Origin of the sequence: Croceibacterium atlanticum (genome assembly GCF_001008165.2) — a bacterium.
GTDB lineage: Bacteria > Pseudomonadota > Alphaproteobacteria > Sphingomonadales > Sphingomonadaceae > Croceibacterium_C > Croceibacterium_C atlanticum.
Map to the genome: position 1 here is coordinate 3,335,126 of NZ_CP011452.2, position 15,214 is coordinate 3,350,339.

Here is a 15,214-nt window from a genome sequence, read left to right on the forward strand (position 1 = left end):
CTGCCTCGTTCACCCCACCGCACACACCCAGAACCAAAACTCCTTCCATCTCAGCCGCCTTGTGCCTATCGGCCCCGCTGCGCTACTGCGCTCCGATCGGAAGAGGGGATCATATCGTGTTGAAGCGCCTGCTTGTTCTTGCAACTCCGCTGCTGCTGGCGGCTTGCGTTACCGATCGCGAAGCGAACACGCTCTCCGAAAGCGCGGCTGAAGGTCGGGCCTTTGCGCAGCAGAATTGCGCCGGCTGTCATGCGATTGACGATGGTGTCTCGCCCAATCCTGATGCGCCGAGCCTTCGCCATGCGGCGCACCGTTTGCCGGACTGGATGGTGGAAGGATCGTTCGAGCGGGGAATTCAGGTGGGCCACACGGCGGAAATGCCCGTCTTCACCTTTGAAGAGGACGATATCGCCAATCTGATCGCCTATTTCGATGCGCTGCGGGCGAAGGAACTCAGCCCAGATAGCCCTCGCTAAGCAATTCCCCGACATGCTCGATCACCAGATGCGGGCTGCGTTCGGGGGGCTGGGCGGCCCAATCCTCTCGGCTGGTTGATCCGCTGGTGACGGCGATGCCCATCGCGCCCTCTGCGCGGGCCATCTGCATTTCGGCCACGGCATCGTCCCCCACCACGGCCACATCGGCTACGTCCAGACCCAATTGCTTCGCCACGAAACGCATGGCGTCGGTGGAGGGCTTTCCGGTCGGTTCCGGCTCTGTGCCGGTCACGCGGGCGATGGCGCCGTTGATGGCGCAGCTATAGCCGAAGCTGCGGCCTTCCTTGGTCGCGAAGAAGGGCACGTCCGACGCGGTGAGAAAATGCGCGCCGTCGAGGATGCGGCCGCAGGCGGCGTGGATATGGTCCATCGTGCAATCCGGGTGCCAGGCGACATAGACCGCATCGGCATCCGCCGCCGCTTCGTCGCCCGGCAGGCAACAATGCACGCCCTGTTCTGTCAGCGCTTCCGCCACGCCATCCGTGCCCAGAACCATGACGCGGGAATAGGCCCGTTCCAGCATCACCCCGGCGGCCACGGAATTGGGGGTGAACAGCCGTTCGTCCCGGATCGGCAGGCCCACTTCACGCAGGCGCGGGGCCTGTTTGCGGGCGGGATAGGCGCTGCCATTGGTCATGGCGAGATATGGAATACCCCGCTCTTCCAGCGCCTGTAGCAGATCCACCGCGCCGGGGATCACCTGGTAACTGCCCAGCTTGCGGTTGGACAGGATCAGCGTCCCGTCCAGATCGAACATGAAGCCTTTCGGCTGGCGGGGAAGGGCGGTGTCACTCATTCGGCCTGTTCCATTCTTTCGCGGTGAGCCCCCGCGCAGGCGGGGGCCTCAATCTGTTAGGCGCCGCGCTGGCTGGGGGAGGTCCCCGCCTGCGCGGGGACTCATGGCTCGTTTCTCTCCAGCTCCAGCTTGAAGCCGGCCTTCTCCACGCTGACGCGGGTGAGGTCGGTGCGGGCGAGCATTTGCCGCAACAGTTCCATCACCGGCTGTTTCTGCGGATTATATTCCCGCTGCGCCGGTCCGGCGGCCTGCATCGCATCCACCAGATTGGCGGGCATGGTCGCGCGCAGCAGGAATTCCTCGTCCGACAGGTTGGGCCCTATGCGTTTGCGCAGATCGTCCAGATCGGCCATGCCCTTTTCGGCCTCCAGCTCCTTCGTGCGCGGATTGGCCATGATCTTGTCCATCACATCCGGTTCGATGGGGACATTGGGGCGGCCGAACTTGCCCAGGGCATAGCGGATGATCTCGTCCGGGATCACGCCATAGCGTTCATCGCCCGTGACATTCATCACCGCCTGGGTTTGCAGCATTTGCGCGAAGGGCGTCATCACGATGGGCCAGCCCAGTTCCTCGCGCACGCGGCCCAGCTCCTCGATCACGGCGCCTTCCAGATGGGAGACACGGTGATCGGCCAGGTGCCGGCGCATGGTGCCGACCATGCCGCCGGGCAATTGGTGGTGGAGATAGGCCGCGTCGAAAGCCATCGGGCTGCCGGTGGGCAGGCCCTCGGCCTCCGCCATGTCGCGAAAATATTGCGCCACTTCGGCCACGGCTTCGTCGTCGATCTCAACCGTGTGGCCCATCTCGCGCAGATTGGCGATCATCCGTTCGATGGGCGGGTTGGATGTGCCGTCTGCCGCCCCGCCGCTGGCGCATTGCACGGCGGTGACGCCCAGATCCGCACCTTCCAGATAAGCCTGTTCCGCCAGCCCGATCGTGCAATGGGCGTGGAGTTCCAGTTTCTTGTCGCCGATCTGTTCCAAAATGGCGGGGATCAGCGTGCGCGCCCGGCGCGATGTCAGCAGCCCGCCCGGATCCTTGATATAAAGCGCGTCCACATCCGGGCTTTCCGCCATGATCCGCGCCGCTTCGGCATAATGGGCATCGTCGTGGATCGGGCTGATCGTATAGACCAGCGCGCCCACCACCTGTTCCCCGCCCGCGCGCTTGACCATGCGGGCGACTTCCACATTCGATTGCGCATCGTTCATCGGGTCAGCCAGGGCAAAGCGGCGGATGCCGTTGCGCGCCAGCGTGCGGAAGGCCAGCTCCATGAATTCGGGCGTGGCGGTTTCCCAGGCGATGAAGCGGAAGCCGGTGGACAGGAATTGCAGCGGCGTGGTCGGGCAGGCCTCCGCCATCAGGCGGATCCGTTCCCACGGGTCTTCCTGCTTGTAGCGGACGGCAACGCCCATATGCGTGGAGGTGGTGAAATCGATCGCCTTGAAACCGCAGCGTTCCAGCGCCGGGGCCACGGCCAGCGTGTTCGCCGTGGTAACGCCCAGCGCGCCCCACAGGCATTGATTGCCATCGCGCAGGGAGGTTTCGACAAGTTCGATATTGGCCATCAGGCAGGCTCCTTCTGCAGCTTCCGCGCCAGGAAGCCGGTATCCACGCCGCCCGCCGCAAATTCCGGTTCGGCCAGCACTTCCTGCTGGAAGGCCAGATTGGTGGCGATCCCATCTATCCGCGTGCGTTCCAGCGCGCCGCGCAGGCGGGCCAGGGCGGTCGCCCGGTCCGGGCCGTGGGCTATGATCTTGGCGATCATGGAATCGTAGAAGGGCGGAATGCTCGCGCCCTCCACGATATGCGTGTCCACCCGGATGCCTTCGCCCTCCGGCCACTGAACCGAAGTTACCGTGCCGGGGGAGGGCATGAAGCCATTGGCCGGATCTTCGGCATTGATCCGGCATTCGATCGCCGCGCCGTTCAGGCCGATCTCTTCCTGCGTGACGCGCAACCCTTCGTCCGCGGCGATGGCGATCTGCTGCGCGATCAGGTCCACCCCGCTGACCATTTCGGTTACGGGATGTTCCACCTGGATGCGGGCATTCATTTCAAGGAAATAGAATTCGTCCCGCGCAACGTCATAGAGGAATTCGACCGTCCCCGCGCCGCGATAATGCAGCCTTTCGGCAAAGCGGACCGCGGCATCCAGCAGCTTTTCCCGCGTGGCTGGCGGCAGATGCGGAGCCGGGGTTTCCTCCACCAGTTTCTGATACCGGCGCTGGACCGAACAATCGCGTTCGCCCAGGTGGATCACGCGGCCTGCGCCATCACCCAGCAATTGCACTTCGATATGGCGGCCATGTTCGACATAGCGTTCGATATAGACGCGCGCATCGCCAAAGGCGGCGCCCGCTTCCGCGCTGGCCATGTCCATCGTGGAGTTCAGGTCTTTCAGATTCTCCACCAGTTTCATGCCGCGCCCGCCGCCACCGCCGACCGCCTTGATCAGCAGCGGGGCGCCGATTTCTTCGGCCAGTTTGCGCGCATCTTCCGGTGTTTCGACCGGCCCGCCCGGGACCACGGGAACATCGGCGGCGATGGCTTCGCTGCGGGCGCGCAGCTTGTCGCCCACGGCTTCTATCTGGCTTGCCGTAGGGCCGATGAAGATTACCGCTTCATCTTCGCACATTTTTGCCATTTCGGCACGTTCGGACAGGAATCCATAACCGGGATGGATCGCATCGCAGTGATATCCGATGGCTGCCTGCATCACGGTTTCCATGGACAGATAGCTTCTGGCCGGGCTGGCGGGGCCGATACAGACGGCCCGCGTGGCCATTTGCGCGCCCAGCGAATTGCGATCCGCCTCCGACACGCACAGCACGGTTTCGATGCCCAGCGCCTCGCATGTGCGGATGATGCGAACGGCGATTTCGCCGCGATTGGCGATCAATATGCGCCGGATGGCCATGGTCAATCCGGGCGGACGAGCATCAGCGCTTCGCCATGCTCGACCATTTCGCCATTGGTGCCGAGGATTTCGACCACTTCGCCACACACGCCGGCGCGGGCCGAATTCATCAGCTTCATCACTTCGATGATGCCGATCACCGTGTCTTCTTCCACCCGGCTGCCCACTTCCACGAAGGGCGGTTCGCCGGGCTTGGGCGCACGGTAGAATACGCCGAGCAGCGGGCTCCTGATTTCGACCAGTCCTTCCCCGCGGGCTGGGGCGGGTGCTTGCGGAGGCTGTCCTTCGACAGGCTCAGGATGAGCGGGGGTGGGTGCAGGTTCGGGGGAACGAGGAGGTTCCGCTCGTCCTGAGCCTGTCGAAGGACGCGCTCCCAACCCGGCACCCTCCCGCACCAGTTCCAGCTTCACCCCGTCCATTTCCAGCGCCAGCCGGTCAAAGCGGCTGCCTTCCAGCAGCTGCATGATCTCTTCCACGTCTTTCCGCGAAAGGCTCATTTCTTCCCTCCGAAGATCGTCATCACGTGGTTCAGCGCATTGCCTTCGGGCTTCTTCACCGGCGTTTCCTTGTCCTTCGTGGCCCAGACCGTTTCCGGCCGGCTCTGCAGCAGCAGGATCTGGCCATCCTGGTCCACCGCCCATTCGATATCCTGCGGCTTGCCGTAATGCCGTTCGATCCGGCGGCCGACTTCGCGCAGGCCCATCAGTTCCTCGTCAGTCAGGCAGGGCGCCTTGCGCTTATCTGGCTTGTTCTCCACTTCGCGGATGCCGCCGCCATCGGCGGGCACCTGCCGCGCATGCTTGTCGGAAATTTCCCGGTCGGAGATTTCGCCAGTGATCTTGCCGATCACCCATTTGTCCGGCGTGACTTCGCCTGAAACCACCGCGCTGCCGAGGCCCCATGCCCCTTCCACCGTGATTACGGACTTGTCGCCCGTGGTGGGGCTGCGGGTGAACATCACGCCCGCGCATCTGGCATCCACCATTCGCTGCACCACCACACCCATGGCCACCCCGCTTTCGGGGAAATCATGCTTCAGGCGATAGGTCATGCTTTCGGTCGAATAGAGGCTGCCCCAGCATTCGCGCACGCGGTGGACCATGTCCTGTTCCGTCAGCACCCACAGGAAAGTGTCCTGAAGCCCGGCAAAGCTGGCATCTTCGGCGTCTTCCGTCGTCGCGCTGGAACGGACGGCCACCGGCTCCCCATCGGGGCAGAGCGTGCGATAGGCATCGACGATCGCCTGTTCCACTTCGGCGGGCATTTTTTCTTCCAGCACGCGGGCGCGCAATTCTTCGGACAGGCTGGTGACAGCGGCCAGATCGTGCCGATCCAGTGCCTCCACCCGCGAACGGACCGGATCGCGCGCTTCCAGCGCCTGCAGGAACAGTTCGAACCCGTGCGTCGTCACCACGAAACCGGGCGGCACGGGAATGCCCGCCTGCGTCAATTCGCCCAGCGATCCGCCTTTGCCGCCCACCGTGGGACGGTCGGCAATGCCCACATCCCTGAACCATGCCACTGCTTCATTCGCGCTGCTCATCGTTCAGGCGTCCTCGAGCACATGTTCTTCATCGAGCAAGGTCACAACGCCGCGGCCCCCATCCACGCGGATGCGCTGGCCGTCCCTGATTTTTTGCGTGGCCGCGCCGGTGCCGACCACGGCGGGCAGGCCATATTCGCGCGCCACGATGGCCATATGGCTCATCGATCCGCCAATATCGGATACGGCGGCGCTGATTTTCTGGAAGATCGGCGCCCATGTCGGGTTGGTGACCTGGCAGACAAGGATATCGCCTTCTTCCAGGCGGCCGATTTCCTTGACCGATTTCACGACCCGCGCCGTGCCTTCCACCACGCCGGAACAGGCGGCAAAGCCTTTCAGCTCATTCTCGTTCTCCTCGCCGTCGGACAGCCAGGTATCGAGATTTTCGCGCGTGATACCCCACAGCATGACGATGGCCGGATCATCGATCACGTCCGGCACCGCGCCCAGCGCGGGCGGGACGGTTGCCTCGGCCCATGCCTCGATCGCCTGTTTGCGCTGTGCGATGATTGCGGGCCAGCGTTTCGGCCCCAGCGGGGCGGAGCCGCTGGACCAGGCCAGCATCAGGTCCACGATGGCGCTTTCCAGCTCGTAATGGGTCAGGTGGAAGACATCTTCCTCCGCTTCCCAGAAGCCGTGATCGCGCAGCAGGGCGCCATATTCCCTGATCTTGTTGAAGAACAGATTGGTGTACCAGTGCTCGCAATAAAATTTGTGCCCCTCGACATAGGGGAACACCCGGTGCGCCAGGCCGATCAGCTGGTCATAGGTCGCCTTGTCTTCCTCGCTGTCGAGCAATTCGCGATAATCGGAAACGAGCTGTTCGCGCTCCGCCACGAGCTGGTCCATCGGGCGTTCGATATTCTCGCCCTTCTTCACCTTGTCGATATAGCCGGGCAGGGCGGCGAAGGGCATCGACAGATCGTCGTTCCAGCTGCGGTGATAGTGATAGAAACCATCGCCGACATTGACGTTGAACCAGGGGTGCCGGCTGGTCTCCAGTTCCTGCAGCCATTCGCGGCCATTCTCGCCCAACTGGTCCAGCGCGCCCAGCACTTGTTCGATCTCCATCTCGTCATGGAAATGGCTGTCCACGCCCAGTTCCACGGCGCGGCGGGCCAGGCGTTTAACTTCCTCGTCCGGCTTGAAGATTTCCGCTTCCATGCCCGCCACCATGCGGCTGATCGCCTGGTCGGAAATTTCCGGGAAGGCGCGTTTGCAGAAATCGAAGAAGGTCAGATAGGCGCCATAGCCAAGCAGCAGGAACTCGAAGTGGTGGTGCCACATCCGGTAATAGCCTTCGAGCTGCTTGCGATAAGTATCGATCAGCGCGTGATTGGCAGCCACGCCCTTGCCGGTGTGGGTTGTTTCGATCGGTTCCAGATCTGGCAGGGAAGGGGTTGGCAGCGCCTGCGCATCCGCGATCAGCGCCTTCATCTTTTCCTTCCACTGGTCGTACAGTTTTTCCCAGTTTTCGTAGTAATAGAAGGCGCGCTGCTGGAATTCCGCCGTCCGCGCCTCGATCTCTTCCGGATCGGTAACGGGCACGCCGCCGATGAAGACGCGGCCATTGATGACCCGGTGATCGATCCCCTTGGTGGTGGGCAGAACATGCACGCGGGTGTTGAAACTGCCCAATGCGCAATAGGCCGCCTCCGCCGTGATCATGTCGAAATGATGCATCGGTTCGGGGAAATGCATGGAGTTATAGAACCAGAAGCGGTCATCGTCTTCCGGCGTGAACTGCGCGTAATAGGGATAGGCTGCCTGTGCATCCTCGGTGCCCGGCACCACCTTGACGGAGCTGGGCAGGGGGAATGACTTCTGTTCATCGGCCATGGATCGCATCCTCTCTCTCCGGGATCGGCGCGCCATTTGCGGCGTCTGCCAATATCCCGATTGATTACGATCCTAACGGTTCATAACTGAACGGTGAAGGATTCCCGCGCAGGCCGAACAGGACAAAAGCGCAGGGGAATTTGTCTGGTTTATGTCCCGGCCTTCTTGCGCGGAATGGCGCAGGGGGCAGGCCGGTTTCCGGCTGACACGCGGCGGGCGGATCAGCTCTGCGGCGCGTGGCCTGCGCGCCATTCACGCGGGGTGATGCCGAAGCGTTTGCGGAACAATCGCGCAAAATAGCCCGGATCCAGAAACCCGCTGCGGAAAGCGATATCGGCGATGGAAAGCGTCCGTGCGCGCGGATCGCCCAGCATGTCGCTCGCCCGGTCGAGGCGGGTGGCGTTCAGTTCCTGCACGAAGCTGGTCCCGCTGCCGGCCAGCAGGTTTTGCAGATAGCGTTTGGATATGCCGCATTCTTCCGCCACCAGTTCCGGCGAAAGATCGGGATCGGCATATTCGCTTTCGATCCGGCGCAGGATCTGCCGCGCCAATTGCCCGCGATGGCGTGTGGTTTCCGACGGTTCATGGAAGCCCGTTGCCAGGCCGAGCAGGCTGCCCAGCTGTTCGGCAATCAGCGGGCGCGGCAGGGGCGCCTGGTCCACCCCGTCCAGCATCGCTTCCAGCAATGCGCCCAGCGGCGCGCCCCAATTGTCCCGCGCGGAGATTGGCCGGGCGAGCAGGGCGGCGGGATCTGGCAAATGTTTTTCCAGCCAGCCCTGCGGCATCATCAGGTCCAGGCATTCATGCTCTGTCTCCATTTCCATTTCATAGAATTGGGTATTGTCCAGCAGCACGAATTGCCCGGGCATGACGTTGAACCGTTTGCCGCCCATGCGGGTTTTCAGCACGCCGTGCCGCGAATAGACGAGCTGGATCGAAGGCGCGGCCCGCCCGCTGCTGCCTTCCGCCCCGGTATGGGTCACGCGCTGGGCAGGCGCGTGGAGATGCAGCATCCGCAATTGCCCGAGACCGTGGCTGGCCCAGCGCGCGGCAAAGGCATCGGCATCGAACACGGTCACTTCGATAGGGGCGATGGTGCTGGCGGCCCAGTCGCGCCACTGGTTCAGCGCCTCGGGCCGGGCCAGTCCCGCCGAGCTCCAGCTTGTGTCTTCCGCTGATCGCGGCTCTCCCATGGGGGGAAGTTACGCCGCGCGGGGGAAAGCGGCAAGGCTCCGCGATATGGCGGAGAACGGCATTGCGGTCAGCCCGGCAATCGTCCAGTTTGCAGCCGATAATTGGGGGGAGAGATGATGCTATCGGCCGTTGCCTTGGCCTCTGGCTGCCTGTCGCAAGTCCGCTGCGCAATGGCAGCCGATGCCCTCCATGCCGATAATCGGACTTTCAAAATCGCATCCGCCCTGTTCGCGGCGGAGGACAATCATTCTGGTGAAGAGCTGCCGGGAGTGGCCGGCCCTGAGCCCGAATGGCGGCCCATCCGGGCCCACGGATATAGAGACTGAGGAGAGTTGAAATGCGCCTGATCGCCACCGAAGAAGCCTGGTCGATCCCGGAAGTCGCCGCGGAACTGAAGAAGGTCGCGAACAGCCCGACGCAGAGCCTGGACAAGCTGCTGGTGAAGGGAATTTACGACGCGCCCGCCGACACGTCCGGCTATGGCAAGCTCGATTTCCTGTCCGGCCTGACCGATGTCGAGGAACATCGGCTGAAGCAGATGGACGAACTGGGCGTGGACATGCACCTGCTGTCCCTCACCGCGCCGGGCGTGCAGATGTTCGATGCCGATACGGCAACCGATCTGGCCGCGCTCGCCAATGATCGCATGGCGGAAATCTGCGCCAAATATCCGAAGCGTTTTGCCGGGCTGGCCAGCTTTGCCCCGCACAGCCCGAAGCGGGCCGCGAAGGAGATCGACCGCGCGATGAGCGAACTCAAGCTCAACGGGCTGATCGTCAACAGCCACACTTATGGCGAATATTTCGACGATCCGAAATTCTGGCCGATCCTGGAAGCGGCCGAAGCGCATGATGCATGTATCTATATCCATCCGCGCGGGGCCAGCGACACGCTGAAAGGTCCGTTGCAGGATTACGGCATGGACAGCGCCATGTGGGGCTATGGCGTGGAGGTGGGCACCCATGCCGTGCGCATGATGGCGGGCGGCGTGTTCGACGCTTTCCCCAATCTGAAGATCTGCATCGGCCATATGGGCGAAGCGATCCCGTTCTGGATCTGGCGGATCAATTTCATGAACACCCGCGCGCAGCAGGTGGGACGCGCCCGCAAGACCCAGCGCAGCATGGAGGAATATTTCCGCGACAATTTCGTCTTCACCACCAGCGGCGTGGAAGACCATCTGGCGCTGAGATATTCGATCGACCGGATGGGGATCGACAATGTGATCTGGGCGATAGACTATCCCTACCAGCCGATGGCGCCGGCGGTGGAGTTCATCAAGTCCGCCCCGCTGACCGAGGCGGAACGCCATGCCGTCTGCCACGGCAATGCCGAACGCGTGTTCCACATCGCCCCGGAATGAAGCGAGAAACCGCATGGCGACAGGAATTTACGGGCACGCCCCCGGTATTTATTCCCGCCATGCGGTTCATGCGGCCATGGATGGCGGTGGCTCATATGCCGGCTGAAATCAGGCGGCGCCGATCCGTTTCAGCTTGGCCAGCAAGCCGGCTTCGTCGAAGGGCTTGGGCAGGTAATCATCTGCCCCGGCTTCGATCGCGCGATGAATGTCCAGCGTGTCCGTCCGCGTGGTGCAGAACAGGATGCGCGGCCGTTTTTCGGCGGTTGCGCCATTCAGCGCGGTGACGAAATTCAACCCGCTCATCACTGGCATTTCCCAGTCGAGCAGGATCAGATCGGGCATGGCAACCTTGCACTTGGCGAGCGCTTCCTGCCCGTTTTCCGCCTCTTCGACCCTGTAGCCGAGGCCAGCCACAATGCGGCGGGCGACTTTGCGGATCACGCGTGAATCGTCCACGATCAGGCAGTTGCGCGGGCCCATTACGGGAGCGGGCGCGGGCGCGGGCTCTTCCACTCGCTTCTCCGCCGGGCGTGCCGGCTGGGCGGCTCGCTTGATCAGGCCGTGAATGGGAAAGGCTCCACTTCGCCCGGCAGCGGGGCGGCTTCGCCTTCGGCCGGCGTCAGGCGGACATGCAGATAGGGAACCCAGACATCGCCGTAATCGGCTTTCTGATACCAGACGTCGAGCACGTCATAGGATGCCCAGAAGCCATCCGTTCCGCGCAGCCTGATGCCTTCGCCAATGCGCGGCACGCTTGCGAAACGCAGGCGCTGCTGCGTCTGGTCCGTTTCGTTCTGGACTTCGATCTCGATCAAGATGCGCCCTCCGGTTCTGCGCGTGCAGACTAGTGGGCAAATCTTGCTGAAACCCCAACACGGCGGCCTCAAAAAGAAAAGGGGGCGGAAAATCGCCCCCTCTCCCGATCAGGTCAGGCTTTGGCCGCGGCCTTCGCCCTGGCGCTGGCCGCTTCCTTGGTTTCATAGACCACATGGCCCACCGCCGTATTGGAGGCGGGGACGTGGTAGAAACGGTGCAGTTCCTCCACGCCATAGCCGAGCGCGCCGCGCATCAGCAGCCACATGATGAGTTCGATCCCTTCGCTGCCGCTTTCGCGCAGATATTCCAGGCGGGTGATCGTGCGCAGATCGTCGGGATCGTTGATCAGCTTGTCGAGGAAGTTGTTGTCGAATTCCGGATTGATCAGGCCGGCGCGCGGGCCCTGCAACTGGTGGCTCATGCCGCCCGTGCCCCAGACCTGCACGTTCAAATCTTGCGGGAAGCTCTTCACCGCGTCGCGGATCGCTTCGCCCAGCTGGAAGCAGCGATTGCCTGACGGGGTGGGGAATTGCGTGACGTTGACGGCCAGCGGGATCACCTTGCACGGCCATTCCTCGGGCTGGCCGAAGACCAGGGAGAGGGGCACGGTCAGGCCGTGATCGACATCCATCTCGTTGAGAATGGTCATGTCGAATTCGTCGATCACCAGCTGTTCGGCCAGATGGGCTGCCAGTTCGGGATGCCCGATCACGGTCGGCACGGGGCGCGGGCCCCAGCCTTCGTCGGCGGGGCGGAATTCCTCGGCACAGCCGATGGCGAAAGTCGGCACGATATCCAGCATCAGCGAGGATGCGTGATCGTTATAAGCCAGGATCACCACGTCAGGCGTGTTGTCCTTGACCCACTCTTTCACCCATTCATAGCCGGCGAAAACGGGTTTCCAGTAATCTTCTTCGGTCTTGCCGAGATCGATCGCCGCACCGATGGCGGGAACGTGGCTGGTGGCGATACCTGCGGTAATGCGGGCCATGTTCAGTTTCCTTCCCGGATAGAGCGATTGCCCTTGGCGGGGCGTCCGCCCGCGCGCATCATCGCCGCATATTCATCTGCCGTCATGCCGGTCATCGAACCGACCGCCTTCTGCACGCTCCACCCGTCGGTGTTGCTGAGCTTGACGAGGAAATAGACATTGCCGCCAAGGTCGATCAGGCGATTGAAATCGCGATCGAGCACGGCCTGCTTCTGTTCCTCGCTCATGCGGAAATTATCGAGATAGGCGCGTTCGTCGGCCTTGAACTTTTCGCGATTTTCCGCCTGCATCAAGGACATGCAGAATTTGTGCAGGTGATAGGCCTGGCGCGAGCGCCTGGCGTTGAAGATCTTGGTGCCGGGAATGTCGTCCAGCTCTTCGAGCGGATAAAGTCTCGTGCGCATAATGCGACCTTGTCGTGATTCAGGAAAGGGCTCGCCTAACAGCGAGCGCAGGATTCCGCCAGCTTTGCGATTTGCAAAAAATGCAACAAAACCGGGGGTGTGACCAAAATCGCAACAAAGCGCGGCCGGTGCACGAATACCGGCCGCGCCCTCGCTATTCCTCAGGTGGCGTTCGGATCCGGCGCGCCGCCGGCCATCGCGCCATTGTCATCCGCCTGCGGCCCGGGAATGGCGGTGAGAGTGTGGATCTGGCGGAATTTCCCATCCACATAGCGGAATGTGTGTGAATCCGGCCCGCCATCCGAACCGCCGAAGCGGCAGAAGACGTTGATCACGCCCATTTCCTCGTCGATCAGATAATCGCGATTGACGATATAAAGCACGCCCGGCGGCATCCCGATCTCGCAGCTCGCCTCCGGGTCGCCGTCCCGGTTGGTATAGGCGCCGCCTTCCAGCCGCGCGCAGGGCGTTCCCCACGGAATATCGGTGAACTTGTCGGCAAATCCATCCAGATAGGCATTGGCCCCGCGGATCATTTCCGCAGGATCGGTGCGCTGATATTTCGACAATGGCTCCCAATTTTCCTGCTTCGTATATTTGAGGAAGGCATTGGCGTTGAACAGCCAGTCCCCTTCTTCCGTAACGATGGAATCGACGCGGATCACCTTGCCCTGATGGAGATAGAGCCGCGTGCCGATGACATAGGGTTTGCCCCCTTCGGTCACGATGATTTCGGTGAAGGTCTTGCAGCGCCTGTCATCATGGAAGCTCATTGCATGGGCGACGGGCAGGGCAGTGTTCCAAAGCCCTTCCGCCTGATCCACCGTTTCCATGTTTTCAAGGAAATGCGCCTTCGGATCCAGTGTCAGGCCGGACAGGTCGCCCGCTTCCTGCGCCTTCACATAGGCGGCGCTGGCCGCCTGCAATTGCGCCTTCGTGCATTCGGGGCGATCCTGCAGCGGGGCATAGGGGCTGGGCGGGGCGCCCTGCGCCAGAGCCGGCGTTGCCGCGCCCAGCAGCAGGGCGGTGGCGAGTGCTTTCTTCAACATGCTCTTTCTCCCCCTTGGCATCGTCTCAGCGGACATCCTGGATTTCTTCGGAGCGGCCCTGTTCGTAAGTGCTCCAGCCCGAATTGATGCCATATGGCCCGCGGATGAAGATGGCTTCGATCCGGCTCATCAGGCCTTTTTCGATCTTGAACAATTCACCCAATTGCCAGGTCCAGTTGATCGGCCGGTGATCGAAAAAGGCGAAGGCGAAGACGATACCGCGTTCCTGGTCGACGGCAACGAAGCGCCGGTCGCGAATGCCTGTCACCACGCCTTTCAACCCGGTTTCATACTGGCCCTTGCAGGTCTGGATGCGGCCAAAGGCGGGGCGTTCGGGCAGGTTTGCAACGACCTCTACCGGCGCGGCGGCCAACATCCCGTTTTCATGACGCACGCAATCATCGGTGAAGGGATAATATCCCTTGCCGTCATTACGCTGCATGCCTTCGAAATACTGGTTGGCCACGGCAATCAGATCGGCCCGGCTCATCCGTTCGTCTTCCGGGATCGCTTGCAGGAAATGCGGATGGGGCGATCCCATCTTTTCCACCGCTTCACCCGTGGCCGGGAAGGGGCTGGAAGATTCGCCGGTGCTATCACCCAGCGGCCGGTCCGGACGGGCGGCAATCTGTTCCACCTCGCTGATCCTGCCCTGATCGTCGATCCGCAGACGAAGCGCCAGGCCCACGGGTTCCGGATCGCGCATGGCGCCCGCCGCGCTGCTGCCCGCCGTTTCCATCACCGTGCCGAGAAAGGCGACCTGCTGCGTTTCCACATCGGGGACATAGAAGGTGTAATTGCCAAGCCCGCTGGTCGTCGCCCACAGCCCCTCATTGCCGATCGGCAATTCGATGCCGTTTTCGGTGAAGCGGACATTGTCGGCAAACAGGTCGTCATCCACATCCTGATCGCGCATGGCGGCGAGATAGCGGTTCACATAGTCTTCAAGGCATTCCCGCTGACACGATTGTTCCGGCTTGGGCGGCAATGGAACTTCTGCCGAAACCGCGGCGGGCACGGCGAACAGACATGCGGCGGCAAGCACCGCAGCGCGGATAGAAAGTGTCATGGTGGGCCCTCTCCCTGTTGTTTGAGAGCACACTACTTGCCCGTCGGGCGATGCGCCAGCGATTAGATTCTGATTTTACCTGCGGAGCCGGCTTGCCTTACTTGCCAATTGCCCGCTGATAGGCGGGGCGCGATTGCAGCCTTTGCCAATAGGCCGCCACATGTTCGGGAAGATCCAGATCGAACCCGGCGAAATCGGCGATCACGAAAGCATAACCGATTGAAATGTCGGCAATGGTGAACCTGTCGCCGGTCACCCATTCCCGGCCATCGGCAAGATGATTGTTCAGGAAGGCCAGCCGTTTTGCGACCTGGGAGAACAGATCCTTCACCGTGCCATTGGTCACCTCCTTCGCGAACACTCTGGTACGGAATATTGTGCCGAGCGGGACGGCAAGGTCAGATTCGCCGAAATGGAGGAATTGCAGATGTTCGGCATAGGCAGCCGGGTCCGGATTTGGCCCGGTGGTCAGCGCGGCCGCCTGTGCATTGCCAGCAACCAGCCTGCGCCCTGTCAGATATTGCAGGATCGCCAGGCTTTCGCACATCACGATGTTGTCATCCTCGATCGTGGGGACGGAGCCGAGCGGATTGACCTTCAGAAATTCCTCGCCAACGGGGAAGGAAACCCGCTCCACATGATAATCCTCTCCCAGTTCCTCCATCAGCCAGACGATGCGCAGGGAACGGGAATTGGGAACGTGGTAGATCGTGATCATGTGCCTGGC

At 62.2% G+C, this 15,214-nt stretch carries 16 protein-coding genes; 2 read left to right on the forward strand and 14 right to left on the reverse strand.

What is annotated here, in order from left to right; translation table 11 throughout:
- Positions 1-116 precede the first annotated feature (116 nt).
- A complete protein-coding gene (locus tag WYH_RS15790; protein WP_169780815.1) occupies positions 117-476 on the forward strand; it encodes a c-type cytochrome in 360 nt (119 codons plus the stop codon).
- On the opposite strand, the gene WYH_RS15795 is transcribed toward WYH_RS15790, so the two are convergent.
- The 7 genes from WYH_RS15795 to WYH_RS15825 form a co-directional block, all read right to left on the reverse strand.
- Positions 454-1,293: an HAD-IIA family hydrolase gene (locus WYH_RS15795; protein ID WP_046904596.1), complete on the reverse strand. Its 840-nt coding sequence runs from the start codon at positions 1,291-1,293 to the stop codon at positions 454-456. The two genes, WYH_RS15790 and WYH_RS15795, sit on opposite strands and share 23 nt — an antisense overlap.
- Before the next feature lie 101 nt (positions 1,294-1,394).
- A complete protein-coding gene (locus tag WYH_RS15800; RefSeq protein ID WP_046904597.1) occupies positions 1,395-2,864 on the reverse strand; it encodes an acetyl-CoA carboxylase in 1,470 nt (489 codons plus the stop codon).
- Positions 2,864-4,216, reverse strand: a complete 1,353-nt coding sequence (locus tag WYH_RS15805) for an acetyl-CoA carboxylase biotin carboxylase subunit (RefSeq protein ID WP_046904598.1) — start codon at positions 4,214-4,216, stop codon at positions 2,864-2,866. Before WYH_RS15805 ends, WYH_RS15800 begins: the two co-directional genes overlap by 1 nt.
- A 2-nt stretch (positions 4,217-4,218) precedes the next feature.
- On the reverse strand, positions 4,219-4,713 hold the full coding sequence (locus tag WYH_RS15810; protein ID WP_046904599.1) for an acetyl-CoA carboxylase biotin carboxyl carrier protein: 495 nt from the start codon (positions 4,711-4,713) through the stop codon (positions 4,219-4,221).
- Positions 4,710-5,759 carry a PEP/pyruvate-binding domain-containing protein gene (locus WYH_RS15815; protein WP_046904600.1) on the reverse strand — a complete coding sequence of 350 codons (1,050 nt, stop codon included), beginning with the start codon at positions 5,757-5,759 and terminating at the stop codon, positions 4,710-4,712. Before WYH_RS15815 ends, WYH_RS15810 begins: the two co-directional genes overlap by 4 nt.
- Positions 5,760-5,762: 3 nt before the next feature.
- Positions 5,763-7,601 carry a PEP-utilizing enzyme gene (locus WYH_RS15820; RefSeq protein WP_046904601.1) on the reverse strand — a complete coding sequence of 613 codons (1,839 nt, stop codon included), beginning with the start codon at positions 7,599-7,601 and terminating at the stop codon, positions 5,763-5,765.
- Positions 7,602-7,822: 221 nt separating this feature from the next.
- Positions 7,823-8,794, reverse strand: a complete 972-nt coding sequence (locus WYH_RS15825) for a helix-turn-helix domain-containing protein (protein ID WP_046904602.1) — start codon at positions 8,792-8,794, stop codon at positions 7,823-7,825.
- A gap of 338 nt (positions 8,795-9,132) precedes the next feature.
- On the opposite strand from WYH_RS15825, the gene WYH_RS15830 reads away from it, so the two are divergent.
- Positions 9,133-10,158 carry an amidohydrolase family protein gene (locus WYH_RS15830; RefSeq protein ID WP_046904604.1) on the forward strand — a complete coding sequence of 342 codons (1,026 nt, stop codon included), beginning with the start codon at positions 9,133-9,135 and terminating at the stop codon, positions 10,156-10,158.
- A 108-nt stretch (positions 10,159-10,266) separates the two neighbouring features.
- Here the strand turns inward: WYH_RS15830 and WYH_RS15835 are convergent, their stop codons facing one another.
- From WYH_RS15835 to WYH_RS15865, 7 genes are all read right to left on the reverse strand, one after another.
- Complete coding sequence (locus WYH_RS15835) at positions 10,267-10,638, reverse strand: response regulator (RefSeq protein WP_046904605.1); 372 nt, start codon at positions 10,636-10,638, stop codon at positions 10,267-10,269.
- 74 nt (positions 10,639-10,712) lie between these two features.
- Positions 10,713-10,973 carry a hypothetical protein gene (locus WYH_RS15840; RefSeq protein WP_235979589.1) on the reverse strand — a complete coding sequence of 87 codons (261 nt, stop codon included), beginning with the start codon at positions 10,971-10,973 and terminating at the stop codon, positions 10,713-10,715.
- 113 nt (positions 10,974-11,086) lie between these two features.
- Positions 11,087-11,965, reverse strand: coding sequence for a class III extradiol dioxygenase subunit beta (locus tag WYH_RS15845; RefSeq protein ID WP_046904606.1), 879 nt, complete (start codon positions 11,963-11,965; stop codon positions 11,087-11,089).
- 2 nt (positions 11,966-11,967) lie between these two features.
- Positions 11,968-12,369 carry a protocatechuate 4,5-dioxygenase subunit alpha gene (gene ligA / locus WYH_RS15850; protein ID WP_046904607.1) on the reverse strand — a complete coding sequence of 134 codons (402 nt, stop codon included), beginning with the start codon at positions 12,367-12,369 and terminating at the stop codon, positions 11,968-11,970.
- Positions 12,370-12,530: 161 nt separating this feature from the next.
- The gene (locus WYH_RS15855; protein ID WP_046904608.1) at positions 12,531-13,418 is read right to left on the reverse strand and encodes a DUF8021 domain-containing protein; all 888 of its coding nucleotides are present in this window, start codon (positions 13,416-13,418) and stop codon (positions 12,531-12,533) included.
- Positions 13,419-13,443: 25 nt separating this feature from the next.
- Positions 13,444-14,487: a DUF8021 domain-containing protein gene (locus tag WYH_RS15860; RefSeq protein WP_053833642.1), complete on the reverse strand. Its 1,044-nt coding sequence runs from the start codon at positions 14,485-14,487 to the stop codon at positions 13,444-13,446.
- A 97-nt stretch (positions 14,488-14,584) separates the two neighbouring features.
- Positions 14,585-15,205: a glutathione S-transferase family protein gene (locus WYH_RS15865; RefSeq protein ID WP_046904610.1), complete on the reverse strand. Its 621-nt coding sequence runs from the start codon at positions 15,203-15,205 to the stop codon at positions 14,585-14,587.
- Between the last annotated feature and the right edge of the window lie 9 nt (positions 15,206-15,214).

Bases quoted from the DNA above. Each gene is read 5' to 3' on its own strand.
- WYH_RS15820 (WP_046904601.1), bottom strand. From the start codon at position 7,601: ATGGCCGATGAACAGAAGTCATTCCCCCTGCCCAGCTCCGTCAAGGTG.
- WYH_RS15825 (WP_046904602.1), bottom strand. From the start codon at position 8,794: ATGGGAGAGCCGCGATCAGCGGAAGACACAAGCTGGAGCTCGGCGGGA.
- WYH_RS15795 (WP_046904596.1), bottom strand. From the start codon at position 1,293: ATGAGTGACACCGCCCTTCCCCGCCAGCCGAAAGGCTTCATGTTCGAT.
- WYH_RS15835 (WP_046904605.1), bottom strand. From the start codon at position 10,638: ATGGGCCCGCGCAACTGCCTGATCGTGGACGATTCACGCGTGATCCGC.
- ligA (WP_046904607.1), bottom strand. From the start codon at position 12,369: ATGCGCACGAGACTTTATCCGCTCGAAGAGCTGGACGACATTCCCGGC.
- WYH_RS15860 (WP_053833642.1), bottom strand. From the start codon at position 14,487: ATGACACTTTCTATCCGCGCTGCGGTGCTTGCCGCCGCATGTCTGTTC.
- WYH_RS15865 (WP_046904610.1), bottom strand. From the start codon at position 15,205: ATGATCACGATCTACCACGTTCCCAATTCCCGTTCCCTGCGCATCGTC.
- WYH_RS15830 (WP_046904604.1), top strand. From the start codon at position 9,133: ATGCGCCTGATCGCCACCGAAGAAGCCTGGTCGATCCCGGAAGTCGCC.
- WYH_RS15855 (WP_046904608.1), bottom strand. From the start codon at position 13,418: ATGTTGAAGAAAGCACTCGCCACCGCCCTGCTGCTGGGCGCGGCAACG.
- WYH_RS15800 (WP_046904597.1), bottom strand. From the start codon at position 2,864: ATGGCCAATATCGAACTTGTCGAAACCTCCCTGCGCGATGGCAATCAA.
- WYH_RS15815 (WP_046904600.1), bottom strand. From the start codon at position 5,759: ATGAGCAGCGCGAATGAAGCAGTGGCATGGTTCAGGGATGTGGGCATT.
- WYH_RS15845 (WP_046904606.1), bottom strand. From the start codon at position 11,965: ATGGCCCGCATTACCGCAGGTATCGCCACCAGCCACGTTCCCGCCATC.
- WYH_RS15810 (WP_046904599.1), bottom strand. From the start codon at position 4,713: ATGAGCCTTTCGCGGAAAGACGTGGAAGAGATCATGCAGCTGCTGGAA.
- WYH_RS15805 (WP_046904598.1), bottom strand. From the start codon at position 4,216: ATGGCCATCCGGCGCATATTGATCGCCAATCGCGGCGAAATCGCCGTT.